The sequence below is a fragment of the Desulfitibacter alkalitolerans DSM 16504 genome (assembly GCF_000620305.1).
Lineage (GTDB): Bacteria > Bacillota > DSM-16504 > Desulfitibacterales > Desulfitibacteraceae > Desulfitibacter > Desulfitibacter alkalitolerans.
In genome coordinates this window covers 35,649-60,845 of record NZ_KK211107.1, presented here as the reverse complement: position 1 = coordinate 60,845, position 25,197 = coordinate 35,649, and the positions used below count along the sequence as shown (strand labels likewise).

Here is a 25,197-nt window from a genome sequence, read left to right as displayed (position 1 = left end):
TAGCCAGGTGCAGCAGCTGCCTTGGAAAACCGGGTGCAATGTTAATTATTGATTAGCAGCAAAATAAAGGCCAGATTTAGGGTTGATTTGTTTAATCCTAGATCTGGCTTTTTAAATACATGGTTAGAGAATTGCCAAATAGTAGATACGAAGCAGCTTCTTAATTGCTTTTATTTTTTGATGAGTTCTTTTCTTCGGCAGCCTTCAAAGTTGGAGGCAAAGTTTTATTTGCAGGGTTTGTACTAAAAATGGATTTGTGGCCTAAAATAGATGCTGTATAGGCTGCAATAAGGCCGTAGACAGCATGACTTAACATATACGACAGATTACTCGCTGCATCCTTAGGTTTTATTTTGTTAGCTGGAAGCGTATTTAAAACAAAAGTAATAAACGAGCCTATTGAAATTCCGGATATGATGCCCTTTGTTGCTAAATGATCCCTGCCGCGTTTAGAGAGGAGCTCAACTATAAGTATTCCTCCTATAGCACCTATTCCATAATCAAACAAGCTTCCCAGTAATTGGCCTTTCATATTCTGAGCTTCATTTTTACTGGAAACAAAAACACCGGCGGCAGTGGACCTAAAAGCCCTTTGGGAAACCTTTTTCTTAACAGATATTTCATCAAGTATGGTCTTTGCAGTATTTCCAACAAAACCCGATAATATTCCAAGTACAATTCTGTCTCTTATCATTAAACACACCCTTAATGATTAATAATTAATAGTAGTTTGTAACAAAAAAGTGATTATTATAGAGGAAATGTATGGATTTTGCTGCTGCAACATGAGGAATTCTAACGCATATTTGCTTTTAGCAAATAAGTTCTAAACAGTAAACCTAGTGTAACCCCAAACACAACGGCCCCTGCCATTTCAGAAAAATAATCATTGATAGGTCTTGGAGGAATAAGACCGCGGCCTTCAATGAGCCACATAAAAAGAACCTCCAAAACTAACCAGCTTAACAAGCTGACTGAGATACTTTTAATGATTAAATAATCCCAACCCAAAAACTTAAGTGAATAATAAAAAACCAGTGCTATGCCTGCACTTAATAGCATAGCTGCTATTGCTCCTAGAATTACATTGGGTCTATTAACTGTAATCATCAAACTATTTAGCTCATATACTGTATACTTTGCGATTCCTAAGACCACCAGCAGTCTAGTAATTAGCTCAAAGGGAATTGTTGATAGTGCACCTATAAGTGCAGCGACACTAGGCTTATTATAATCCACGGGCTTCACTCCATTACAAAAACTTCTTATACTATTTTTAGTCTTTCTTATTATTACCACTATTTCAGTTTTTATTAGGATTATTATTTTGTTCATTAGTACTAATTGTCATGTTAAAGAAAACCATTTTTATATTAAGGGATTAACTGGATTATAATTTGCTAAAATGATTAACCAATAATGACTAATCAATATTGCTGAAATGGTATTATAGCAAGGAGGTAATTGCCTTATGGGGGAGAGATTTCTTGCCTGGGGTTTGTTAAATAGTGTATACTTAATAAAAAAACCTGATGCCAAATAGCAGATTAATTTATTAGCTTGCCGTATAATAGTTAATTAAATATTATCTGCCAGTCAGATATGAATGGGGGGAATACCTTTGCAAGGTCATACTGCTGCAAAACAAAAGGATTATATCCGGCTGTCCCATGAAAGATGTGAAAAATACAAGGTAGAAAAGGATAGAGTATACAGCACAAAAATAATTACTGAGGATCAGTTATTTGAAAAACTGCAGGATAAAAGTGAGCTTATTATCACAGCTGAACCATTTCTAAATCAATTATACAATTTTGTTAAAGGCTCCAATTTCTTTGCTATCTTAACAGACGAAGAGGGTTGTATCCTCAGCATGATTGGGGATGAAGCAATCCTCACTGAAGCCTTTTCAGTAAAAATGGTACCAGGAGCCTATATGGCAGAGGAAAATATTGGAACAAATGCCATGGGTACTGCCCTGGCAGAAGGAAAACCGGTACAGGTCTCAGGTAAGGAGCACTATATTGAAGCCTATCATCGCTGGACCTGCTCAGGAGCGCCAATCAGGCATGCAAATGGGAAAATAATTGGAGCCCTGGATTTAACCGGATATTCTGAAATGGTCCATTCCCATACCCTAGGCATGGTAGTGGCTGCAGTTGAAGCCATTGAAAAAATGCTGCAGATAAAAAAATACAATGAGGATTTAAACATAGCAAAAAAATACACGGAAACCATCATAGACTCTATTACCTCAGGCATCCTGACCTCTGACCTGAGTGGCAATATCAAGACGGTAAACAAGCATAGCCTTGATATGTTTGGTTATAGTGAAGAAGAAATAAAGAAAATGAAAATTTGGGAACTCTTTGATGGCTGGGAAAGGGTAAAAGAAATTAGTGTAAAGTCCAAAACTAGTATTTTAGATGAGGATGTATTTGTTAATTCTAGAATAAACAAGCTGCAGTTTAACCTGAGTACTTATCCAATCCTGGATGATAAACAAAACCTGAGGGATGTAATCCTGGTATTTAAAGAAGTGAAAAAGGTAAGGAAGCTTGCCAATAAAATAATGGGACGCCAGGCTATTTACACCTTCGATAAAATTATTGGCAGCAACCAAAACTTTCAAAGGGTACTAGACTTTGCAAAAAAAATTGCAGACAGCAGGTCAAACATTCTGATTATGGGGGAAAGTGGAACCGGCAAGGAGCTATTTGCCCAGGCAATCCACAATTACAGTGACCGTCGGGACGAAAACTTTGTGCCTATAAACTGTGGAGCCATACCAAAAAGCTTGATAGAATCAGAATTGTTTGGTTATGAAGAAGGGGCCTTTACCGGTGCTAAAAGAAGCGGTAATCCCGGGAAATTTGAAATAGCTGACGGAGGAACCATATTTCTAGATGAAATTGGCGAAATGCCCCTGGACATGCAAACCAGGCTTTTGCGGGTTATTGAGGAAGGTACTGTTTCAAGAATTGGCAGTACCAAAGAAATAGTTGTGGATGTAAGGATTATAGCAGCTACCAACAAGGATCTTAATGAAGAAGTCAAGAGGGGCAACTTTAGAAAGGACTTATTTTACAGACTTAATGTTCTGCCCTTGAGGCTTCCTCCCTTAAGGGAACGTAAGGATGACATACCAATTCTAGTTGAATATTTTATGAATAGAATTTCCAAGAGATTGAACAAAAAAATAATTCAAATTCCTGAAAAATACATGGAGACTCTGCTTGCCCATGAATGGCCAGGGAATATTAGGGAATTAGAGAACCTTATGGAGCTTATAATAAATACTGAGTCAATATCTTTAAGCATGGAAAAAAGACAGATTGTAATTGATCTTAAATCCAGGGATGATTCTGTGCCTAATAGCTATAATCAAATGGAAAATAATTATAATGAACCAGCCCTAACCCTTGAAGAAGTGGAAAAGCAGCACATAATTAATGTTCTAGGCAGGTGTAACGGCAATATTACCTCCACTGCCAAGGCTTTAGGAATAGGAAGAAATACCCTTTATAGAAAAATAGATTACTACAAAATTGACTGTTCTGAAATGGGTCAACGCTCCATAATGTAACACCTTTAAGGCTGGATGGTGTTCCATAACGAGACAAATGTATGCTCTTTTAGATAAACCCTGCTATGGTAATATATGGCAATAGGGTTTATTTTTATTACCACATATCCCAATTCCTGATAGCATGGCTTTTAAGCCTTAGTCTGATGACCTCCATGTCTGGCTGCAAAGACAGATTTTTGTCATGGCATGATATTTGCAAGTAAATATTAACCAGTAATCAATATTATAAAATTTAAGGGAGGTATTTGAATTGGCTGGCTATGCAGGAAAAATCTTAAGAGTTAATTTGACCACAGGTGAAATTACAAAAGAAGAACTTGATTTGGCTAAAGCTAAAAAGTTTTTAGGTGGACGTGGTTTAGGTGCAATGATGCTATCAGAAGAGGTAGCACCAGATGCAGATGCCTTGGGTCCCGACAATAAGATTTACTTTGTAACAGGTCCACTTACAGGTGCGCCGGTGCCTACAAGCGGCAGGTACATGGTAGTGACCAAGTCACCACTAAACAACACCATTGCTTCCTCAAACTCAGGCGGCTACTGGGGAGCGGAGCTGAAGTTTGCCGGATACGATATGCTTGTTGTTGAAGGCAAAGCTGACAAGCCAACTAATATCTTCATAAATGATGACAAGGTAGAGCTTCGTTCTGCAGACAATGTCTGGGGTAAGATTGTAAGCGAAACAACCGATATTTTAGTAGAAGAGTTTGGAGATCCAAAGGCCAAGGTTATGTGCATAGGGCCTGCCGGCGAAAAGCTCTCATTGATTTCTGCTGTCATGAATGATCGCTTTAGAGCAGCCGGCAGGAGTGGCGTGGGTGCTGTAATGGGCTCTAAGAATTTAAAGGCTGTAGTTGTTAAGGGCAGCAGCAAGGTTGAGGCTGCAGATTCTGACAGGCTAAAAGAAGTGCTTAAAGATGTAACCAAAAAGATCAGGGAACATGGTGTTACAGGCCAGGGACTGCCAACGTACGGTACAGCTGTTCTAGTAAATGTTATTAATGAAAGTGGCGTTTATCCAACTAATAACTTCCAGGAAGCATATTTTCCCACTGCTGAGCTTACTAGTGGAGAAACCCTTGCAGAAAAATATTTAAAGAAGAAAGACCCATGTTATCGCTGCCCAATTGCTTGTGGAAGATACTGTGAGGTTGATGGAGAAGAGGGCGGTGGCCCAGAATATGAAACTATTTGGGCTTATGGTGCTGACTGTGGTGTAGATGATCTTAAAGCAGTAATCAAGGCAAACAATGTTTGTAATGAGCTGGGGTTAGATACAATCTCTGCAGGCTGTACAATTGCAGCTGCCATGGAGCTATACCAGAAGGGATATATTAAGGATGAAGATTTAGCTGGCGGACCAGCGTTAAAGTTTGGCAGCGGAGAAGCTATTATTCACTATACCAAGGCCATGGGTTGGGGAGAAGGAATTGGTGCCAAGTTAGCACTAGGTAGCTACAGGCTGGCTGAATCCTACGGAGTTCCTGAGCTTTCCATGTCAGTTAAGAAATTGGAGCTTCCTGCATACGATCCAAGGGGGATTCAGGGCCATGGTCTTCAATATGCCACTGCTAACAGGGGCGGATGTCACGTCAGGGGATATCTGGTTTCTCCAGAGATCCTGGGGGTACCCGAAAAGCTGGACAGATTTGCCCTAGAAGGAAAGGCCACCTGGGCCAAGATATTCCAGGATCTAACTGCGTCAATTGATGCTTCCGGCCTGTGCTTATTTACTTCCTTTGCAATGGGTGCAGATGACTATGCTAACGTATTAAATGCAGTAACAGGGACAGAATTTACTGGAGCTGATGTTCTTGCTGCTGGCGATAGAATTTGGAATGTGGAAAGAATTTACAACCTCGCAAGTGGATATACAAAGGCTGATGATACACTGCCATCACGGCTATTAAAGGATCCAATTCCAGATGGGCCCTCAAAGGGTCATGTTCACCGCTTATCAGAGCTGCTGCCAGAGTACTATCAGGTAAGAGGCTGGGATGAGGATGGACTGCCAACAGAGGAGAAGCTTGCTGAGCTTGGCTTAGTGGGTGAGAAGCTTCCTGCATTTAAGGTGAGCTAGGTCTAAATAAACAAATGTATTATTTCAAGAGAGAACTTCCCTTGTTCAGGGAAGTTCTCTTAATAACCAAACAACCAGGGGGACGGTTCTGCTGGCTAGTCATTAAAAATTTTGCTTGTTAAAAATTAGATGGGCAGGTGCTAAAGGTTGATACATAGTTTTGTTCAAGGTGAGGAATTTGAGGTTTTATTAAAACCTCAAAATAATATTAGAAAACTATATTTGGAAATAACTAATCATTGTAATTTGCAGTGCAAAATGTGTTACAGACAGGTGTGGAGCCATGAACTGGGATACATGCCCATGGAGCAGATAGAAAAAATAATTGAGCAGCTAACGGCTTTTCCAAAGCTTGAGAGGGTTGTGCTTGGTGGGATAGGTGAGCCTACATACCACCCCCAATTCATTGAAATTGTAAAGCTGTTCAGCAGCAAGTATCCCCTTACCATAACAACAAATGGGACCCTCCTGGAAAAAGAGATTGCAGAACTGCTGGTAAAAGAAAAGGCTTTAGAAATAATAGTTTCAGTTGACAGCAGCCTGGACCAGGGCTTTAAAGACATAAGGCACATAGAACTTACTCCTATTCTAGAAAAGCAAAAATATCTCACCAACCTTAAAAAGCAAAAAAACACCATTTACCCAAGATTATCATGGGAATTTGTTGCCATGAAGTCAAACATAGCAACTCTACCACAGGTGGTAAAAATTGCTGCAGAGGTTGGGGTCTCCACAATATATGTAACTCACATGATGCCAGTTGAAATGGAAAATGCTGCCGAGATACTCTATGAAAATGGCCTTACAAGAGATACAGAAACAATTTTTCGTAGATCTGCAAATATTGGGCTGGCAAGTGGAATAAATGTTGTGCTTCCAAATACTAACTTAAAGACAGATAGAGCCTGCAGATTTACAAACAACTACACAACAGTTATTACATGGGATGGTGAGGTGTGTCCATGTTACAGGCTGATGCATCCCTGCCAGGAAGTTGTATATAATAGAAAAAAGAAACTTTTTCAAAAATCCTATGGGAATATTAAAGAAAAGCCCCTGGAGGAAATCTGGAAATCCTCTGAATACATGAAATTTAGATATCAGGTCCAGTATAATCTCTATCCCTCCTGTACAGACTGTGATTTGGTGGATGGGTGCGACCTGGTTGTAGACAGTGAGCTTGATTGTATGGGCCATTCGCCAGCCTGCGGAGACTGCCTGTGGGCAAGAGGAATAGTCTACTGTCCATAGTAACCAGGAGGACAACCAGGGGGACGGTTCCTCTGGCTAATTATTTAATAATAGACTATGTTTGAAATACATGTATTGAAATCTCTTGCTTATACTGCCTTCTGTTATGGTATAATTTAGGAAAAAAATTAAAGGAGTTTCGTTATGCCAAGACGGGCCAGAAACAGGAGTTCCACAGGAGTTTATCACGTTATAGTAAGGGGAGTAAATCGGCAGGAAATATTTCGAGATAATGAGGATCGACGAAAGTACTTGTTTATTCTAACAGTAGTTATGCACTTCCAGGATAATAATCCCAGTTCCATAACCTTAGTGATAAAAATTTTGGCCAAAATTTATCAATAATCCTTGCAAAGCGCTCGGTTGCTATGTCAAAATAGACTTGGATCAGCTGATTGTGACAGTGGATCCGACAACCGGCGTTGAAAAAGTACCTTACCACTTCGCAGAGGGATGGGGCTTGTTCGACGCCTTCTTTATTGCATTCCCAAGTAGCAAAACAAAGAAGAGTTTGCGCCGTAAACAATAGTTCCACATGTGCGAAGTGAGCTGGTTCCGATTGAGCATAACATGCAGTTAATCCTAGGTTCTGCTTAGCTGTACGATAAAAAACTTCAATTTTCCATCGTTTAGTATAGGCCTTAGCTGCTTCTTCTGGTGCATCTGCTCGATTGCTTAGCAGGAGATACGTACCTTTAAAGGTTGCCACCTGGTATTCTTCTTCTGGAAGAACCACAGTTTTCTCATCCACCTGTTCCTCATAGGTGGCCCCAATTGCAGCAACGAGTAAAAATCGTTGTCTGGTAATAGGTTTTCCTTTGCGGGTCAGTGTCTCATAAGGCACTTTGATGTAAATGTCGGGAATACTAAGAACTGAGTTTTTGCCAATAACCCTAATTTTAGGATAAATCTCTTGCAGTAATTGTTTAGCATTAAGTTTGACAAAGCGCTCCTTACCTAGAACAGGGTCATAGATTTTCCTAAATAATACTGTGTTGCGTTTAGCCTTGGTAACCCAATCAAAATTGTTATCCATAAGCCAAGTTAAGAACTTCTTGCATAAAAACCAGCGGTCCATGGCAACCCATAGTCTAGCGTTGTTAAATTGGCGTAGCTCTTTTAACATCTCTATAGCAAGATTGAGTTTGGTTTGTTTTTCATTATCCTGGTCTTTTTTAACCCAGAAACGCCACAACATAGGATATTCAAGGCCGTTTTTTAAGACAGCTAGAGTCGATACAAGATTAATGCACCATACATGTCGCTTATCTGAACTATCAAAAAGCCAACAGAGAAAGGGGATTTTTTTACCATAAGGATGTTCAATTTTAGTATCGTCTAAGGCAATTATATCACCGTCGGTCAACCGGGTCTCTGTACGTTCCTGCAGTCTAGAAATTCTACCAATAGAGAACTGAAGCCACTGAAAAGGCTTAGACAGGAACCGGCTGAAGGCACTCTGCGAGATTAATTGCCCGGAAAGAAGCTGTTTTAAGAAAGGGGCATCCGCTGAAAACTTAGCATTTTGGTTTGCAGAGCTCGCATTACTTACCAGACCACAGATGTAGGCAAAAGCCAAAAGCCATGTTGGAACCCCGGAGTGCTTACGGATTCCTGTTTGAGAAAAGAGCAAAGAAAGATCAAACAAATCCCAGATGGTCTTAAGTACTGGAATCCCGGCACCTTGACCGTGATCCTTCTCTTTGAAAGTTGGTTTACACAATTTTTTCATTTGCATCACCCATATCGTTAGGGTATGGTAAATAATACCATCCATTTCGATTATGGGGACATTTTGCAATTGTCAAGTGTTTTTGGGATTATCTGGTTGCATTTTGAAAATATTTTTGGATTATGCTTTGGTGTTATTTTCCATCAACTGCATAAGTCCTGATTCTAAAAAATGTTAAGTTAATTGACCCATACAAACTACTTGGATACTGCTTGATGAGCAATCATGTACATTTGTTGATGCAGGAAGGGGAAAACAATATTGGGAGAGTCATGAAACGAATAGGTGTGGCCTATGTCCAGTGGTACAACCGAAAGCATGGTAGGGTCGGTCATCTTTTCCAGGATCGCTATAAAAGCGAAGAAGTCGAGGACGACACGTATCTTTTAACAGTACTCCGATACATTCATCAGAACCCGGTTAAAGCTAAAATAGTTAATAGTATCAATGATTATAAGTGGAGCAGTTTCAAAAACTATCTAGGTGAAAAATCCTATCCTCTGGATCTTGTGGATACAGAGCTTATCTTTGACTTGCTTGATATTAGGGACGAAGTCTCTATTGAACGCTTTAATGCATATATGAGCGAGCCTAATACAGACAAATGTTTAGATGATGAAGAGCAAAAAGACCTGCCGGATAAAGAAGTGGAAATGATAATTGAGGCCATGTTAAATATTGTACCAGCAACTTCTATTAAAAATATGGATCAAAAGAAACGTAATGAAGCACTAAGAAAAATCAAGTCTATGGATGGAATAACTATTAGGCAAATCTCCAGAATAACCGGAATTGGTAGATATATAATAAATAAAGCATAATAAGCTATACAATACAGTCTAGTTACAAAAAACATTTGAAACTAAGTCCGCAAAAAGGCTTTAGTGGACGTATGAAAACTGAAAACAAAAAACACAAAAAACCAACCAGAAGAACCGTCCCGCTGGTTGTTAAAAGGGGTGATGTTTGTGAAAATTAAGGTTAAGCTTTTTGCTACCTTTAGAGAAGGTCGCTTTGCAGTGGAAACAATGGAGTTTCCTGAGGGTTCCACGGTTTTAGATGTGGCAAACAAGCTCCAGATAAAACCGGATGATGTGTCTATTGCCATGATAAATGGCAGTTCTTCAGAACTACATGATGTTTTAAAGGAAGGAGACACTTTAGTTCTCTTCCCGCCTGTTGGCGGGGGCTAAAACAACTTGTTTATAAAAGCAGGTTTAGATAAAAAGGAAGTGGACAAAGCAATCCAGGTTTTAAAGAAAGAAGGAAAGATTGCGTCTCCTAAAAGATGTTTTTATTCTTTGCCGTAATTTAATTATGTTAGAAGAATCACATGCTTTAAAAAGGGCTCTGGATTTTAATAATCTAAGCCCTTTTTTAAAGTAAATCATTAAAGCGGTTCCACCGCCAAAGGTCCACTCTGATTCTGGGATGCCAGCTCTATTAAGTATATGGTAGGCTTCCGTAAGGAGTTTTTTTCATGAATCATTCTGCATAATAAACCAGCTCCTCCAGCTCGGAATTGGGATAGATGTGTTTTATATATGTCTCATAATAATCCTTTAGAACTCTATCTGATATTTTATACACAGTTATAAATAAATCTATATCTTGAGTAGGAACATCCGAGAAAAAATTATATATTTGTACCATGTATTTACTGCTAAAAACTTTGTTTGATATTAATTTGGCTAGTTCAGCCTCGGACAAAAAGGTCTTGGTCTGTGCGTTTATGGTTGTTTCTATCATTTATGCTTACCTAGATTATAATTATCTTAAATAGTATATTACATTAAATTTACAGAAATTACAACTTATTGCGTACTGGCGTTTGCTATCTGTCAATATCCTTTTAGGCAGGACTTTTAGAGTATGTGTGGAAAGTATCTAAGCTAAAGCACAAAAGAAGTAACCAGGGAGGCTTTTGATATTGTCAAATCAAGATGAAAAGGTTATTAAGTTACCCCGCTTGGGCCTGCTAACCCCCACCATGGATTCAACTTTGCTAAAGATTATGGAAGAATCCGGAGAACTTGCTCGGGCTGTTTTAACATTTCTAGATGGGTCTATTTCAGATAATATATCAAACGTATCAAATATATCAGCTGCATCAAATATATCAGATCATGCTGCGGCTTCGAGCAATAACGCTTCAAGCAATAATCATAATAAAACCAGACTGCTCATTCCTGTTGCAGAGGAATTATTAGATGTTGCCCAGACCTGTGTAACCATGATTTTCGTCCTGGAGGACACCTATGGCATTGACCCTGGAGAAATGATTGGTATCCATCTGGACAAGCTTAGAAAAAAAGGCTATCCTTACAACCCTAACATAAGATACTACGTCCAATCCAATGGCCAATACAAGTATCTTAATCTTCCAAGACTTGACATTCCCCAGGTAACCCTGTTGAAAACTGTATGTAAAATCCAGGAGGAAATAGGTGAACTTACCCAGGTCCTGGGAAAAAATTCCGGTAAAAGTGGTGAAAGGGACATGGAGGCAGATATAAGCAAGCTGCTCAAGGACAGCATCCTGGAGCTTTTAGATATAGCCCAATGCTGCTTTACCATGCTGTATATCCTAGAGGAAAAATATAATGTGGACATGGACGCTATCCTGATCAAGCACCTGGAAAAGCTTAAAGCAAAGGGTTATTGTTCATGAACAAGGATAAGAATTTGCTAGAGAGCACCATACCCTGTGGTATGAGGAGATAAGGCAAGAGGATTAACAAAACTGTCAAAGAGCTACCTTTGAAAGAATACCTTAGAGGAGCTCTTTTTTATTATAGTACTTTTGACCAAATATGGTAAAATAGATGTAATTGACCAGGCAGCAAATTAATGCCTGAAGAATATGCATTCAATAAGACAAGAATGCTCACCCTATAGAATATACAACTACCTCCATTACATATAGAAAAGGATGAAGATAATATATGCTTAAAGTCATAAGTATTTTTGGGACCAGGCCGGAGGCAATCAAAATGGCACCCCTGGTAAAAAAGCTCTCCAAGGAGTCTGATATCCTGAGCAAGGTAGTAGTTACTGCCCAGCACAGACAGATGCTGGACCAGGTTTTAGAGCTGTTTGACATAAGCCCTGACTATGATCTGGACATAATGCAGCAGGGACAAACCCTTACAGGGGTTACAGTAAGGGTACTGTCCGGCCTGGAGGAAATCATCCAGAAGGAAAAGCCCCATATGGTTCTTGTCCATGGCGACACCACAACTACATTTTCTTCAGCATTAGCAGCATTTTACCAGCAGGCAGCAGTAGGTCATGTTGAAGCAGGCCTGAGAACCTTTAACAAGTATTCTCCCTACCCGGAAGAAATGAACAGAAGACTTACAGGAGCAATAACTGATCTGCATTTTGCTCCAACCCAAACCTCAATGGATAATCTGTTGAAGGAAAATATTCCAAGAGAGAAAATTATTGTTACTGGAAATACTGTAATTGATGCCCTTTTGGAAACTGCTGCAAAGGACTATCCCCTGGAAACATTACTTCCCGGTGTTGATTGGAGTAAACGAATCCTCCTCCTTACTGCCCACAGAAGGGAAAACTGGGGAGAGCCCCTTGGAAACATTTTTTTGGCAGCAAGAGAGCTGGTTAGAGATTTTCCAGATACGGAGCTTATATTCCCGGTACATAAAAACCCCAGGGTATCCCAACTGGCAAATGAAGTATTAGCTAATACTGAGCGGATTCATCTTATTGAGCCCCTGGATTATTTGCCCTTTGTTACCCTTATGAATAGAAGCTATCTGGTGCTTACTGATTCAGGAGGCATGCAGGAGGAAGCTCCCTCCCTGGGTAAGCCTGTATTAGTGTTAAGAGAAACAACGGAAAGACCAGAAGCTGTAGAGGCAGGAACAGTAAAAATGGTTGGAACAGCCAGGGACAAGTTGTACCAGGTAGGGGCAGAGCTTTTAGAAAACCACCTGGCATATAGAGAAATGGCTCATGCTGTCAATCCCTATGGCGATGGTAAAGCCAGCGGCAGGATCATAGATGCAATCAAGAGGCATTTTGCCTGATAAATACACATAAATAACCATAAACTCATGAATACTCATGAATGTCATTAACATTCATTAATATGCATTAATATGCATTATTACTTAACGCATATGCTTCCTTAATACAGGAAATACTTCATTCACCATAGGAATTTACCAGAAAGAGAAAAATGTTATAAAAAAATCATGCAGGAATCATGTAGAATTAGCGCGAATATAACTGTGTGATAGTATTCACTTATTATTATCATAATTTTAAATTATGATAAGGTGAATAATTTCATGAAAAGAGAGTTTGATTAATTTAATGGTAAAAAAAACAGGCACTACCCTGAAAAATCTTCGTCTTGGCCAAATAGCCATATCTCTTGGCATAAACTTTGCGTTTTGGAGCTTTGTGGGATACTTCCTGGGCAGCAGATTAGATGCAAGGCTGGGAACGGACCCATGGCTTATGATTTTTGGCATACTAGTTGGTATAGGATTTAGTTTTTACGGCTTCATAAAAGAAATTTTAGTGTTGGGTGACATGGAAAGAAAGGGCCACTCAAAAGAAAATGGCAAAGATGATACAAAGGATGATAAATAGTGAATCAAAGCGCTGTAGCTTTTTACAAGGATAAGAAGCTGAGGCTTATTCTGATCCTGGCAGTAACCATTTCAACGCTAACATATATATTTGGGCAAATAGGGGTAGCTGCTGGGGTATTAGCTGCAACACCCCTGGGAGTTTTCAATTACTGGATGATGTGGGACGCAGTTCAAAGGGAACTAGCAAACAAGGAAGCAAACAAGATGTTGTTGGGACGATCACTAATACGCATGGTCATCTCAATCATAGCCTTGGTGGCTGCGGTACAGGTGGGAATTGGCTTTCTTTTTGGAGTTATGCTTGGTCTGTTTCTACATTTATTTACTTATACTTTTGATGTATTAAACATACTGACAGGTAAAAAATATCAGTGACAATTCCTTTGAAATTCTATCTATTATATGTAATAATAACTATAATTGTGTTTTAGTATGTATTAATTTGCATGCAGTTTTTATTGGTATGACCACTAGGCCTTTTGAATATAACTAGGTATAATAGTAATGATTGCAAATTTAAAGCAATATTGTACTATTTTATTGTTTTACAGCAGGAAAGTTTTTGCAAAATATTGAATTTAAATTGTTGGTTTGTTTTTTTAATTGAATCAGGGTTGTGCAAATCTTATTTGAAAGGGGTGAGGAGATTAATGGAACAAAAAGCAAAAGCCCTGTCAAAAATTATGGAAAAGATGACGCCAGAGCATGTTTTTAATATAGGACCTGTATCAGTTGATACCACAATCATCAACCAGTGGATAGCAATGCTGGTGCTTTTTGGCCTTATTTTTTGGATAACCAGAGGATTAAAATCCAAGCCGGAAGGCAAAAAGCAAGTCATTGCAGAGCTTATGGTAGAATTTTTCCAGAGTCTGCTGGAAACAAATCTGGGCAAAAAGGGTCGTAGATATACACCCCTTGTTGGAACACTATTTCTTTTCATATTAACAATGAACTTACTGTGGTTTATTCCAGGTCTTATGCCTCCAACCACTGATTTAAGTACTACCTTCGGACTGGCAATAACAACGATTATCACAGTTAACATTATCGGACTATTAAATAATGGGTTAAAGGGGTATTTACACCATTTTGCTGAACCATTTCCAGTAATGCTGCCCTTAAATGTTATTGAAGAGGCTGTAAAACCGGTATCATTATCTCTGCGTTTATTTGGCAACATGTTTGGTGAGAAGGTAGTTGTAACAATTTTGTTTTTACTGCTGCCTGTATTGATTCCAGTCCCTGTAATGCTGTTAGGTGTGCTCATGGGTGTGGTTCAAGCCTTTGTGTTTACCTTATTAACTGTAACCTATCTAACAACTTCTATTAAAGGGCACTAAAAAGCTTGGGGTTAAAACTATTTTTCTAATCACTTGAAAGGAGGGAAATATCAATGGAAGCTTTAGCATTTTTAGGTGTTGCAATTGCAATTGGTTTGGCTGCTCTAGGTTCAGCTCTTGGACAGGGTAAAGCTACTGCTGGTGCTATGGAGGGTATTGCTCGTCAGCCAGAAGCTGCAGGTGAGATTAGAACAACACTTTTGATTGCATTGGCATTTATGGAAGCTTTAACATTATTCGCTTTCGTTATCGCTATACTAATGTGGACTAAAATTTAAGTGTATTTCACCTCTAAGGATTAATAACAAATTTAGGGCGAATGGAGGTCAATCAAAAGTGATGGCAGCATTCGCCCACCTACTATTTAGGCAAGAGAGGGGGTAACCTCCAGTGCATTTTGATTTTTGGACAGTGGTGTTAACGGCTATTAACGTTGGTGTCGTCATATATGTATTAAAGCTTTTACTGTTTGGCCCTGTTGGCAAAATCCTGCAGGAAAGAGAAGAACGAATTGAATCGTCTCTTGCTCGAGCTGCTGCTGCCCAAAAGGATGCTCAGGAGCTGCTTGATAAGTACCAGCAGCAGATGAGTGAAGCCAAAAAAGAGGCACAGGCAATTATAGAAAGAGCCAACAAGGTTGGAGTGCAAACTAGAGAAGAAATCATCAAAGAGGCACAGGAAGAAGCTGCAAAAACCCTTGAAAAGGCTAAAAGAGAAATACAGGGGGAAAAAGCAAAGGCATTGGAACAAATCCGCAAGGAAGCAGCCGTCCTGGCAGTTATGGCTGCAGGTAAAGTTATCAACAAGCAGTTAGATCCAAAGCAGCACGAAGAGTTGGTTCAAGACTATATTAATGAGGTAGGCGAGGTTCAATGAGCAATTTAGCCGTAGCAAAAAGATATGGTCAGGCTCTCTTTGATTTGGCTTCGGAAAAAAACATGCTGGATCAGCTCGAAAGGGAACTAACTGATGTCATGCAGGTTATAGAAGAAAGCCATGAGCTTAAAAAGGTAGTAGAGCATCAGCTCATGAGTGCGGAAATAAAGCAGGAGATTTTTCGCAAGGTTTATTCAAACAGAATATCTCCAACAGCAATGAATTTTCTATTGTTAATAGTGCACAAAAGAAGAGAAGTGGCTTTAAAACAGATTGTCAGCCAATTCTTAAACCTGGCTAATGAAGCAAGGGGAATAGTAAAGGTCCAGGTGAAATCTGCCGTAGAGCTCTCATCTGATCAGCTTGAAAAGCTCCGGGAAAGCCTTGTAAAAACTACAGGCAGGAACATTTTACTAGAAGTGACAATTGATGAAAAACTTATTGGCGGATTAGTTGTAAGAATTGGGGATAGGATAATTGATGGTAGTATTTCCACAAAGTTAAATATGCTTGAAAAACATCTCAAGAACGCCAGTTTTGAACAGGAATAGGGGTGAGGAAATTGAGCATTAGACCCGATGAAATAAGTTCAATTTTAAAAAACCAGATTGAAAATTTCCAGGCCCAGGTTGATGTATCTGACGTAGGAACTGTTATTCAGGTTGGTGACGGTATTGCAAGGATATACGGCTTGGAAAAGGCTATGGCCGGTGAGCTTTTGGAGTTTCCCGGCGGGATAGCTGGAATGGTTCTTAACCTAGAAGAAGATAACATTGGTTGTGTTATTCTAGGACCATATACTGAAATTAAAGAGGGAGACCAGGTTAAAAGAACCGGTCGTATCATGGACGTTCCGGTAGGAGATGCCATGATAGGCAGAGTTGTTAATGCACTTGGTCAGCCCATTGACGGCAAGGGCCCAATTGAAACTGACAAGACCAGACCAATTGAGGTTGTAGCGCCTGGTGTTATTTATCGCCAGCCGGTTAACACGCCGTTACAGACAGGTTTAAAATCAATAGACTCCATGGTTCCCATTGGCAGGGGCCAGAGGGAGCTAATAATTGGAGACCGTCAGACCGGTAAAACAGCCGTTGCTGTTGATACAATAATTAACCAAAAGGGCCAGGGGGTTATTTGTATCTATGTAGCCATAGGCCAGAAGGCATCAACTGTGGCCGGTGTTGTTCAGAAGCTTGAAGAAACAGGAGCAATGGATTATACAATAGTTGTTTCTGCCGCAGCCAGTGAGCCTGCACCAATGCTGTATATTGCACCATATTCAGGCTGTGCAATGGGTGAGGAGTTCATGTGGCAGGGCAAGGATGTACTTGTTATATATGATGACCTTTCAAAGCAGGCTGCCGCATATAGAGAACTATCCCTGTTGCTGAGAAGACCTCCCGGCAGGGAAGCTTATCCGGGGGATGTTTTCTATCTGCATTCTCGTCTGTTAGAGAGGGCAGCAAGATTGAGTAAGGAGTATGGTGGTGGTTCTTTAACTGCACTGCCAATTATTGAAACCCAGGCTGGAGACGTGTCAGCATATATTCCAACAAACGTTATCTCAATTACAGATGGTCAGATATTCCTTGAGTCAGACCTTTTCTATGCAGGCTTCCGCCCGGCTATTAACGTGGGTATTTCAGTATCCAGGGTTGGTGGTGCGGCACAGATTAAAGCCATGAAGCAGGTAGCCGGCAGGCTGCGTCTTGACCTGGCCCAGTATAGAGAGCTTGCAGCCTTTGCCCAATTTGGATCTGATCTGGACAAAGCGACTCAAGCACGTCTTGCCAGGGGTGAAAGAATGATGGAACTCCTCAAGCAGGACCAGTATTCACCCATGGCTGTACAAGACCAGGTTGTTGCTGTATATGTAGCTGTTAATGGTCACCTGGACGATATAGCTGTAAGTGAAGTAAAAAAATTTGAGGCAGAATTCCTGTCCTATCTCAAAAACAGCCGACCTGAGATCCTCAAGAATATAATAGAAACAGGCAAGCTGGAGAAAGACAATGAAGAAGCATTAGTAGGTGTTATCAAGGAATTCAAAGAAATATTCAAACAGTAGTCAGAAATCAGAAATCAGAAGTCAGAAATCAGAAATCAGAAATCAGAAGTCAGAAGTCAGAAGTTAGAATTCAGAATTTGAAAGCAGGGGATTGCATATGATCTATTCTGGCTCCTGTTTCCTGTATTCTGTATTCTGTAAAAGGTGGTGAGTAACCCATGGCAGGGATGCGGGATATAAAGCGGCGCATTCGAAGTGTAAAAAGTACCCAGCAGATTACCAGGGCTATGAAAATGGTTGCTGCTGCTAAGCTTAGAAAGGCACAAGCATCTGTTATTGCAGCCAGGCCTTACAGCAACAAGCTTTCTGAGGTTATGGGGAGATTATCATCAGCCCAGAACTCCTTTTCCCACCCATTGTTGGAGGAAAGGACCGAAGGAAAGATAGGCTTTGTGGTAATTAGTGCTGATAGGGGATTGTGCGGCGGATACAACCAGAACATTCTTCGCTTTGCCAAGGATAAAATGGATGCAATTGGCGAGGATGTGTCAGTAATCTGTGTTGGCAGAAAGGCCAGGGATTTCTTTGCGCGCCGCAAGTACAATATCAGAGAATACTATGTAGATCTTGGTGACCTTCCTGACTATATTCAGGGTAGAGAACTGGCAAGAGAAATAATTAAAATGTTTAACACCAAGGAGTTTAAAAAGCTCTACTTGGTCTTTACAGAGTTTGGATCAGCCATTAGTTACAAGCCCAAAATGATTCCTCTGCTGCCTATCGGCTCAGAAGCAAACAAGGAGGAAAAGGAGCAGCAGATTGAGTACATCTATGAGCCAAATTCGGACGAAGTTTTAGGAACTCTTTTACCTCGTTCTGTAGAAATAAATGTCTTCAGGGCACTATTGGAGGCCAAGGCCAGTGAACATGGTGCAAGGATGACAGCAATGGGCAGTGCTACAGACAATGCGGGTGAATTGATAGATAAGCTGGTCTTGTCATATAACAGGGCAAGACAAGCAGCAATTACCAAGGAGATTTCAGAAATTGTTGGTGGTGCTGCTGCATTACAATAGTTGCGAAAGGAGGACCATACTATGAACCAGGGAAAAATTGTACAGGTAATTGGTCCTGTAGTTGACGTTCAGTTTTCTGAGGGAAACCTTCCTGAGATATACAACGCTGTAAAGATATTATCAAAGGACCAAACTGAAGATACAGGCTTGGATTTTGAAATTGATATTACAATGGAAGCCATGCAGCACCTTGGAAATAATAGTGTCCGCTGTGTTGCCCTTTCCTCCACAGACGGCCTGCAAAGAGGAATGGTAGCTGTAGATACCGGTGAGCCTATTAAGGTAGCTGTAGGTGATGAGGTTCTTGGAAGGATGTTCAACGTTCTAGGAAAGCCCATTGACGGCAAAGAAGAGGTAGTAGTGGACAACTACCTGCCAATTCACCGTCCTGCGCCGAACTTTGAGGATTTGGAGCCTTCAACAGAAATCCTGGAAACCGGTATAAAGGTTGTTGACCTGCTGGCACCTTACGCCAAGGGTGGTAAAATTGGTCTCTTTGGTGGTGCTGGTGTTGGCAAAACAGTTCTTATCATGGAGCTAATCCGTAACATTGCATACGAACATGGTGGATACTCAGTATTTGCCGGTGTTGGCGAAAGAACTAGAGAAGGTAACGACCTATACCTTGAAATGAAGGAATCAGGAGTTATTGACAAAACGGCCATGGTGTTTGGTCAGATGAATGAACCTCCTGGAGCCCGTCTCCGTGTTGGTCTAACCGGTTTGACCATGGCAGAGTATTTTCGTGATGCCCAGGGACAGGACGTATTATTATTTATAGACAATATATTCCGTTTCACCCAGGCAGGGTCCGAGGTGTCTGCACTTTTAGGCAGGATGCCCTCAGCTGTTGGTTACCAGCCAACCCTGGCAACTGAAATGGGACAGCTGCAGGAAAGAATCACTTCCACAAAGAAGGGCTCAATTACATCAGTACAGGCTATCTACGTACCTGCTGATGACTTGACTGACCCTGCTCCAGCCACAGCCTTTGCTCACCTGGATGCAACTACGGTTCTTTCACGTGCTATTTCAGAATTGGGTATCTACCCAGCTGTGGATCCACTGGATTCCACATCTAGAATCCTTGACCCAAGGATTATTGGTGATGAGCACTATGCAGTTGCAAGAAGTGTTCAGAAGGTGCTGCAGAAGTATAAGGAGCTTCAGGACATTATTGCCATCCTTGGTATGGACGAATTATCTGAAGAAGATAAACTTATTGTTGCCAGGGCGCGTAAAATTCAGAGATTCTTGTCACAGCCATTTTTCGTTGCAGAACAGTTCACCGGCATGTCAGGAAAATACGTTCCATTAAAGGAAAGCATCAAGGGCTTTAAAGAAATTGTTGAAGGAAAGCATGATAATCTGCCTGAGCAGGCCTTTTATATGGTGGGTACCATTGAGGAAGCCATTGAAAAGGCAAAAGAACTGGAATAGAAGGGCGTTGATATATCATGACAAAGAAATTTATCATGGAAGTTGTCACTCCGGCACGTAAGGTGCTCAGTGTTGAGGTGGATTCAGTAATTGTTCCGGCATCAACCGGATACCTGGGTATCCTGGTAAATCACGCTCCTCTGGTAACATCCCTGGGAGTGGGAGTTTTAAAATACAAGGGTGATGGAAAAGAGGAATATGCAGCAGTATGCGGCGGCTTCATGGAGGTCAGCAATAACAAGGTTTCCATAATGGCTGACGCTGCTGAATGTGCTTTTGAAATAGACATGGAGCGGGCAAAACGTGCCGAAGAAAGGGCCAGAGAAAGGCTCAAAAGAAAAGATGGCATAGACACACTGCGTGCCGAGCTGGCCTTGCGCAGGGCCATGGCCCGAATGCAGGCAGCTAGGTTACGGTAATTTTAACAAAATTTGTACTCACATTTAAGAAGGATTATATGACATTTTGACGAATATAATAAAAGATTGCTTTGAAAGAAGCAATTAACCTAAAGGGAAGCGAAGCCGCAGACTGCACGTCTGCGGCTTCGCATTAGCAACCAGGGGGACGGTTGTGTGCCACGAAAAACAGACTCATAGAAAGATAACTTAAGAGTTTAGGCTCTATGAAAGATGAAGGAAGGCCCTTCGGAGTCAACATTCAGGTGTGGGCTCCAAACCACCTTAAGCTGCTGTGGTCAAAAGCCATGGTGGTGAGCGTTAAGGAAAAGGCAAAGCTAAGACTTTGTCAGGTGAGAATCATGGAGATGAGTACAAGCGAATCACCGTTCAAGTGTCGAAACATGGAAAAGAAGTCATCAAAACTAGGATCTAACCGTCATTCTAGGATAAGTATAGAGGAGACCTGATTACCGACTATATGGTGACCGGCATAGAGGTGACATGAACATGATTTAGGCTTTTATAGGGAACGTGGGAACCTACGACTCTGATGCTAACGGAAAAACCACAAATGGGAAACCCCCATAAGGGTGAAATACGGATGCAGAGTATAGGGGCGGAATAGACCGTAGTAATGATGAAGCTTCTGTAATGGAAGTGGAGTGAAGGGTAGCGAAAGCGAACTATATTATTCAGTTTTGAGTATCAGTCAACCAGAAATGGGAGGAGCTAATGAACAAAACAAAGCCGTTTAGAATACCAAAACAAATAGTACAAGAAGCCTATGAGAAAGTGAAAGCGAATAAAGGCTCTGCAGGTATCGACGAAGTAAGTCTAAAAGAATTTGAAAAAGACCTTAAAAACAATCTGTACAAAATATGGAACAGGATGTCGTCTGGAACATACTTTCCCCCAGCAGTAAAAGCAGTTGATATACCAAAGAAAAATGGTGGGATAAGAGTACTAGGAATACCGACAGTAGCAGACAGAATAGCACAAATGGTAGTAAAAATCCATTTTGAACCAAAAGTAGAACCCTACTTTCTGGAAGACTCCTATGGGTACCGTCCGAATAAGTCAGCAATAGAAGCAGTAGGCATTACCAGACAGAGGTGCTGGGAATATGACTGGGTACTAGAGTTCGATATTAAAGGACTATTTGACAATATAGACCATGAACTCCTGATGAAGGCAGTACACAAACACACAAAGGAGAAATGGGAAATATTGTACATTGAGAGATGGTTAAAGGCACCTTTTCAAAAAGCAGATGGAACAGAGATAAAAAGAGACTCTGGAACACCGCAAGGTGGTGTCATTAGTCCGATACTTGCAAATCTATTCATGCACTATGCATTTGATAAATGGATGAAAATAAATTATCCCAATAACCCATGGGCAAGATATGCAGATGATGGAGTAGTACATTGCTCAACCTTAGAAGAAACAGAAAACATACTAGAAACGCTAACAGCAAGATTTAAGAACATAGGGCTAGAATTGCATCCAGACAAGACCCGAATAGTATATTGCAAAGATGACAATAGAAAAGGAAGTCACACTCAAGAGAAATTTGACTTTCTAGGATATACTTTTAGGTCAAGGCTTGCCAAGAACAGACGAGGAGAGTACTTCATAACATTCTCGCCAGCAATAAGTAACAAAGCAAGCAAGGCAATAAAACAAAATGTGAGAAATATGAACCTTCAATTTCGAACAAATCGAGAAATCAATGATTTGGCAGACCTTCTAAATCCCAAGATAAGGGGATGGATAAACTACTATGGTAGTTTTTGCAAATCGGAATTAACCCCTGTGCTTAAATATATCAACAAAACCTTGCAAAAATGGGTACGAAGAAAGTATAAGAATATCAATGGAAGCAAAGCTAGAGCTAGGAGATGGCTCATCAAAGTAGCAGAGGCAGTTCCTCAACTTTTTGTGCATTGGAAACTTGGTATAATTAACGACTGAATAATGGGAGCCGGATGAGCTGAGAGGTTCACGTCCGGTTCTGGGAGAGCCTGTGGGTGAGACTCCCATGGGCTACTCACCCCTCTGGCTAATTTTATTTGTAATAAATTGTAGTCCAAATAATCATAGAACAGAACATACCTTGGGCTGATATACACAGGAAGAAAAAGCAAGTGATGATGAACGTTAAAGTATATACAATATATACAACAGTAAAAAATAAAGGCTAAACCTTATATAGATTTACAAAAAATGAGGAAATTTAGAATATCTGCCCTGAAAATATTAATTTTCATTCATCAGTGGTGCCGTGAAACGGCAGGAGTGTCTGATAAGGTATTAATGAAATATTAGTGCAGCTATAAGAAAAATAAGACAAGGACTAACCAGGGGACTTCCTCCAACCAGGAGAACCGTCCCCCTGGTTGTTTTTGTATCCTGTGTTTTAAAAACAAAAATCCTGTCAACAATAATAAAAAGAGCTTAAGAACAGACAGGAGGAGACAGGAGAAAATGAAAAAGACCTTATTTATTTTTATTGGCATATTATGTATAATAGCAATCATAAAATATCCAGCACAATCAAACCACCAAATCCAGGCCATTGATCCCTTTGACACCCTTTACCAGATGGAAGAGACTAAGTTTAGCGAATTAAAAATAGCAGCCTGGGCGAAAATAAAAGATAAGAACATTTCACAGCAGCATATGGAAGATATCTTAGCCTTGTTACAAAAAGAATATAATCTTAAGTTTCAGATACAATGGGAAGGAGACAATAATCACCTTACTTTGAAGGCAGCCTCCAGATTAGATGTTAATTCCCAGGATGCAACAGATAAGCCAGGGCAGATTCATATCAATCTAATCTCAGCAAATGATGAAACCTATTTAGCAGTAAACTTGGAAGGGCTGATGCTGGAAAACAGCCTACCTCAAAGCAAAAAACTTGAAAGAATCTTTGACTATTTTGAGGCCAGGCCTATTATTAACCAAACTGCTATCTTTTTTATACCAGGATACCTATCAATAGATAACCAGGAAAAAAATGTATATTACCTTTTTAGTAGTATAAATGGTATAATAATTGAAGGGATTAAAGAAGAGGCCTTTGTCAGTTATAGTGGATACACGCCTCATTTCAAAGACGGTGTAGAATCAAAGGGAAAAATAATTAATGTAAACATTGCCTCGAGATACCATAATATAGATAATAAAACGTATCTATATATGGGTACACCCTTAATCCATTGTCAGTATTAGACTTGATTTCGCAGGCAGTGAATAAGTGAAAAAAGGAATCAATGAAAAGTTGTCGAATAGCAATTTAAACAAACTAAGACATCTATGCAAAATGCACTAGGGAGGAAAAATTGTTGGAGAAATTAATAGTCACCGGAGGTACAAAATTAGAAGGAAGAATCAAAGTAAGCGGAGCTAAAAACGCTGTACTGCCTATAATAGCTGCATCTCTCCTGGCAGAAGGAGAATGTCACCTACAGGATATACCTCAACTGGCTGATGTAGATACAATTACTCAGGTAATAAAAAGTATAGGTGTAAAGGTTTCCACCACAGGAAACAAGGATTTAGTTTTAAATGCAGGTGAGCTTACAAGCAGTGAGCCGCCTGAAGAGTGGGTAAGAAAAATGAGAGCTTCTTTCTTGGTCATGGGACCATTACTGGCCAGATTAGGCCACGCAAGAATTTCCATGCCTGGAGGCTGTAATATAGGCAGCAGACCCATTGATTTACACCTTAAAGGCTTAACAGCCCTAGGTGCAGATATCCAGATGAGCCACGGAATAATTGAATGCTCTGCGAAAAAGCTTGTTGGCAGCAGAGTGTATCTAGACTTTCCCAGTGTTGGAGCCACCGAAAATATTATGATGGCTGCCAGCAGGGCAGAAGGTACTACTGTAATTGAAAACGCAGCTGAGGAACCGGAAATAGTGGATCTTGCCAACTTTATTAATGGTATGGGTGGAAGGGTATATGGTGCCGGAACAAACATCATTAGAATCGAAGGTGTTCCCCGGCTAAAGGGAGCCAACCACACAGTAATCCCTGATAGGATTGAGGCAGGAACCTATATGATTATGGCTGCTGCCGCCGGAGGAGATGTGCTGGTGGAAAACGTCATCTCCGATCACCTAAAGCCGGCAATGGCCAAGCTTGCAGAAACTGGGGTAACAATAGATGAAGAGGATTCAGGAGTTAGGGTTCGTTCAAGGGGACGAGGCGATGCAATTGATGTAAAAACCCTGCCATATCCAGGCTTTCCAACTGATATGCAGGCCCAGATGATGGCCTATCTGACTACTGCTAGAGGTACAAGTGTAGTAACAGAAACTGTTTTTGAAAATAGGTTCATGCATGTAAATGAGCTAAGAAGAATGGGCTCTAATATAGTTATCGAAGGCCATAGTGCAGTAGTTAAAGGCGTATCAAGGCTGACAGGTGCACCTGTTAAGGCAAGTGATCTTAGGGCCGGTGCAGCACTTATCATTGCAGGACTAGTAGCAGAGGGCAAGACAGAAATCTGCTCCATCCACCATATTGATAGAGGCTATGAGGATCTAGTTGTGAAGCTTACTGGCATTGGGGTGGATATTAAACGTAAGGTCTATCCAGATGAAGTAGAGAAGTAGAGAAGTAGAAACTTATAGTTAAACCATATATACAGCTAGTCTGGTACTCATTCAGGCTAGCTGTTTAATTCTAACAAAATGCGATTTTGTAAGATAACTTTTAGCACGTTCTTTTATCATAAAAAATGATGTAGAAAAAATTCCTGTT

25 protein-coding genes and 1 pseudogene are annotated in these 25,197 nt (G+C 40.4%); 22 read left to right on the top strand and 4 right to left on the bottom strand.

Annotated features, from left to right (window positions below):
- Positions 1 to 160 precede the first annotated feature (160 nt).
- Together K364_RS25310 and K364_RS0122160 are read right to left on the bottom strand one after the other, a co-directional pair.
- Entirely contained in the window at positions 161 to 694 is a 534-nt protein-coding gene (locus K364_RS25310; RefSeq protein WP_035270721.1) for a hypothetical protein, read from the bottom strand.
- Positions 695 to 795: 101 nt separating this feature from the next.
- Positions 796 to 1,239 (bottom strand): hypothetical protein, encoded by a 444-nt coding sequence (locus K364_RS0122160; protein ID WP_028309810.1) that lies wholly within the window; start codon positions 1,237 to 1,239, stop codon positions 796 to 798.
- A gap of 367 nt (positions 1,240 to 1,606) precedes the next feature.
- Between K364_RS0122160 and K364_RS0122155 the strand changes: the two genes are divergently transcribed.
- The 3 genes from K364_RS0122155 (at position 1,607) to K364_RS0122145 (ending at position 6,920) form a co-directional block, all read left to right on the top strand.
- Positions 1,607 to 3,586 (top strand): sigma-54-dependent Fis family transcriptional regulator, encoded by a 1,980-nt coding sequence (locus tag K364_RS0122155; protein WP_051534332.1) that lies wholly within the window; start codon positions 1,607 to 1,609, stop codon positions 3,584 to 3,586.
- A 253-nt stretch (positions 3,587 to 3,839) separates the two neighbouring features.
- On the top strand, positions 3,840 to 5,669 hold the full coding sequence (locus K364_RS0122150) for an aldehyde ferredoxin oxidoreductase family protein (protein ID WP_028309808.1): 1,830 nt from the start codon (positions 3,840 to 3,842) through the stop codon (positions 5,667 to 5,669).
- A 147-nt stretch (positions 5,670 to 5,816) separates the two neighbouring features.
- Positions 5,817 to 6,920, top strand: coding sequence for a tungsten cofactor oxidoreductase radical SAM maturase (locus tag K364_RS0122145; protein WP_051534331.1), 1,104 nt, complete (start codon positions 5,817 to 5,819; stop codon positions 6,918 to 6,920).
- Positions 6,921 to 7,191: 271 nt separating this feature from the next.
- Here the strand turns inward: K364_RS0122145 and K364_RS0122140 are convergent, their stop codons facing one another.
- Positions 7,192 to 8,652: a transposase gene (locus K364_RS0122140; protein WP_242841772.1), complete on the bottom strand. Its 1,461-nt coding sequence runs from the start codon at positions 8,650 to 8,652 to the stop codon at positions 7,192 to 7,194.
- Between the two features lie 158 nt (positions 8,653 to 8,810).
- Here K364_RS0122140 and K364_RS25305 point away from each other — a divergent pair, with 158 nt between their 5' ends.
- From K364_RS25305 to K364_RS28040, 3 genes and pseudogenes are all read left to right on the top strand, one after another.
- A complete protein-coding gene (locus tag K364_RS25305; protein WP_340622523.1) occupies positions 8,811 to 9,473 on the top strand; it encodes a transposase in 663 nt (220 codons plus the stop codon).
- Positions 9,474 to 9,620: 147 nt separating this feature from the next.
- Positions 9,621 to 9,845, top strand: coding sequence for a MoaD/ThiS family protein (locus tag K364_RS26900; RefSeq protein ID WP_028309805.1), 225 nt, complete (start codon positions 9,621 to 9,623; stop codon positions 9,843 to 9,845).
- Between the two features lie 18 nt (positions 9,846 to 9,863).
- Positions 9,864 to 9,962, top strand: a pseudogene (locus K364_RS28040) (MarR family transcriptional regulator); the annotation flags it as partial.
- Positions 9,963 to 10,137: 175 nt separating this feature from the next.
- On the opposite strand, the gene K364_RS0122115 reads toward K364_RS28040, so the two are convergent.
- On the bottom strand, positions 10,138 to 10,401 hold the full coding sequence (locus K364_RS0122115; protein WP_028309804.1) for a hypothetical protein: 264 nt from the start codon (positions 10,399 to 10,401) through the stop codon (positions 10,138 to 10,140).
- A 181-nt stretch (positions 10,402 to 10,582) separates the two neighbouring features.
- Here K364_RS0122115 and K364_RS27685 point away from each other — a divergent pair, with 181 nt between their 5' ends.
- From K364_RS27685 to murA, 16 genes are all read left to right on the top strand, one after another.
- Complete coding sequence (locus K364_RS27685; RefSeq protein WP_035270716.1) at positions 10,583 to 11,323, top strand: nucleoside triphosphate pyrophosphohydrolase family protein; 741 nt, start codon at positions 10,583 to 10,585, stop codon at positions 11,321 to 11,323.
- 274 nt (positions 11,324 to 11,597) lie between these two features.
- The gene (wecB, locus tag K364_RS0122105; protein ID WP_028309802.1) at positions 11,598 to 12,704 is read left to right on the top strand and encodes a non-hydrolyzing UDP-N-acetylglucosamine 2-epimerase; all 1,107 of its coding nucleotides are present in this window, start codon (positions 11,598 to 11,600) and stop codon (positions 12,702 to 12,704) included.
- A 289-nt stretch (positions 12,705 to 12,993) separates the two neighbouring features.
- The gene (locus K364_RS25295) at positions 12,994 to 13,275 is read left to right on the top strand and encodes an AtpZ/AtpI family protein (RefSeq protein WP_035270714.1); all 282 of its coding nucleotides are present in this window, start codon (positions 12,994 to 12,996) and stop codon (positions 13,273 to 13,275) included.
- Positions 13,275 to 13,652, top strand: coding sequence for an ATP synthase subunit I (locus tag K364_RS0122095; protein ID WP_028309801.1), 378 nt, complete (start codon positions 13,275 to 13,277; stop codon positions 13,650 to 13,652). Before K364_RS25295 ends, K364_RS0122095 begins: the two co-directional genes overlap by 1 nt.
- 275 nt (positions 13,653 to 13,927) lie before the next feature.
- Positions 13,928 to 14,620, top strand: coding sequence for a F0F1 ATP synthase subunit A (atpB, locus tag K364_RS25290; protein WP_051534329.1), 693 nt, complete (start codon positions 13,928 to 13,930; stop codon positions 14,618 to 14,620).
- Positions 14,621 to 14,673: 53 nt separating this feature from the next.
- On the top strand, positions 14,674 to 14,898 hold the full coding sequence (gene atpE, locus K364_RS0122085; RefSeq protein ID WP_028309800.1) for an ATP synthase F0 subunit C: 225 nt from the start codon (positions 14,674 to 14,676) through the stop codon (positions 14,896 to 14,898).
- Positions 14,899 to 15,010: 112 nt separating this feature from the next.
- A complete protein-coding gene (gene atpF, locus K364_RS0122080; protein ID WP_028309799.1) occupies positions 15,011 to 15,496 on the top strand; it encodes a F0F1 ATP synthase subunit B in 486 nt (161 codons plus the stop codon).
- Complete coding sequence (locus tag K364_RS0122075; protein ID WP_028309798.1) at positions 15,493 to 16,047, top strand: F0F1 ATP synthase subunit delta; 555 nt, start codon at positions 15,493 to 15,495, stop codon at positions 16,045 to 16,047. The genes atpF and K364_RS0122075 overlap by 4 nt, the downstream gene beginning before the upstream one ends.
- A gap of 11 nt (positions 16,048 to 16,058) precedes the next feature.
- Positions 16,059 to 17,567, top strand: a complete 1,509-nt coding sequence (gene atpA / locus K364_RS0122070) for a F0F1 ATP synthase subunit alpha (protein WP_028309797.1) — start codon at positions 16,059 to 16,061, stop codon at positions 17,565 to 17,567.
- Between the two features lie 158 nt (positions 17,568 to 17,725).
- Positions 17,726 to 18,583, top strand: a complete 858-nt coding sequence (atpG, locus tag K364_RS0122065) for an ATP synthase F1 subunit gamma (RefSeq protein ID WP_028309796.1) — start codon at positions 17,726 to 17,728, stop codon at positions 18,581 to 18,583.
- A 21-nt stretch (positions 18,584 to 18,604) separates the two neighbouring features.
- The gene (atpD, locus tag K364_RS0122060) at positions 18,605 to 20,023 is read left to right on the top strand and encodes a F0F1 ATP synthase subunit beta (protein WP_028309795.1); all 1,419 of its coding nucleotides are present in this window, start codon (positions 18,605 to 18,607) and stop codon (positions 20,021 to 20,023) included.
- A gap of 17 nt (positions 20,024 to 20,040) precedes the next feature.
- Positions 20,041 to 20,442 (top strand): F0F1 ATP synthase subunit epsilon, encoded by a 402-nt coding sequence (locus K364_RS0122055; RefSeq protein ID WP_028309794.1) that lies wholly within the window; start codon positions 20,041 to 20,043, stop codon positions 20,440 to 20,442.
- Between the two features lie 245 nt (positions 20,443 to 20,687).
- Entirely contained in the window at positions 20,688 to 20,891 is a 204-nt protein-coding gene (locus tag K364_RS0122050) for a hypothetical protein (RefSeq protein ID WP_156946394.1), read from the top strand.
- A 265-nt stretch (positions 20,892 to 21,156) separates the two neighbouring features.
- Complete coding sequence (gene ltrA / locus K364_RS0122045) at positions 21,157 to 22,398, top strand: group II intron reverse transcriptase/maturase (protein WP_028306901.1); 1,242 nt, start codon at positions 21,157 to 21,159, stop codon at positions 22,396 to 22,398.
- Between the two features lie 513 nt (positions 22,399 to 22,911).
- Positions 22,912 to 23,661: a YwmB family TATA-box binding protein gene (locus tag K364_RS0122040; protein WP_028309793.1), complete on the top strand. Its 750-nt coding sequence runs from the start codon at positions 22,912 to 22,914 to the stop codon at positions 23,659 to 23,661.
- A gap of 113 nt (positions 23,662 to 23,774) precedes the next feature.
- Complete coding sequence (gene murA / locus K364_RS0122035) at positions 23,775 to 25,049, top strand: UDP-N-acetylglucosamine 1-carboxyvinyltransferase (protein WP_028309792.1); 1,275 nt, start codon at positions 23,775 to 23,777, stop codon at positions 25,047 to 25,049.
- The last annotated feature ends 148 nt before the right edge of the window (positions 25,050 to 25,197 follow it).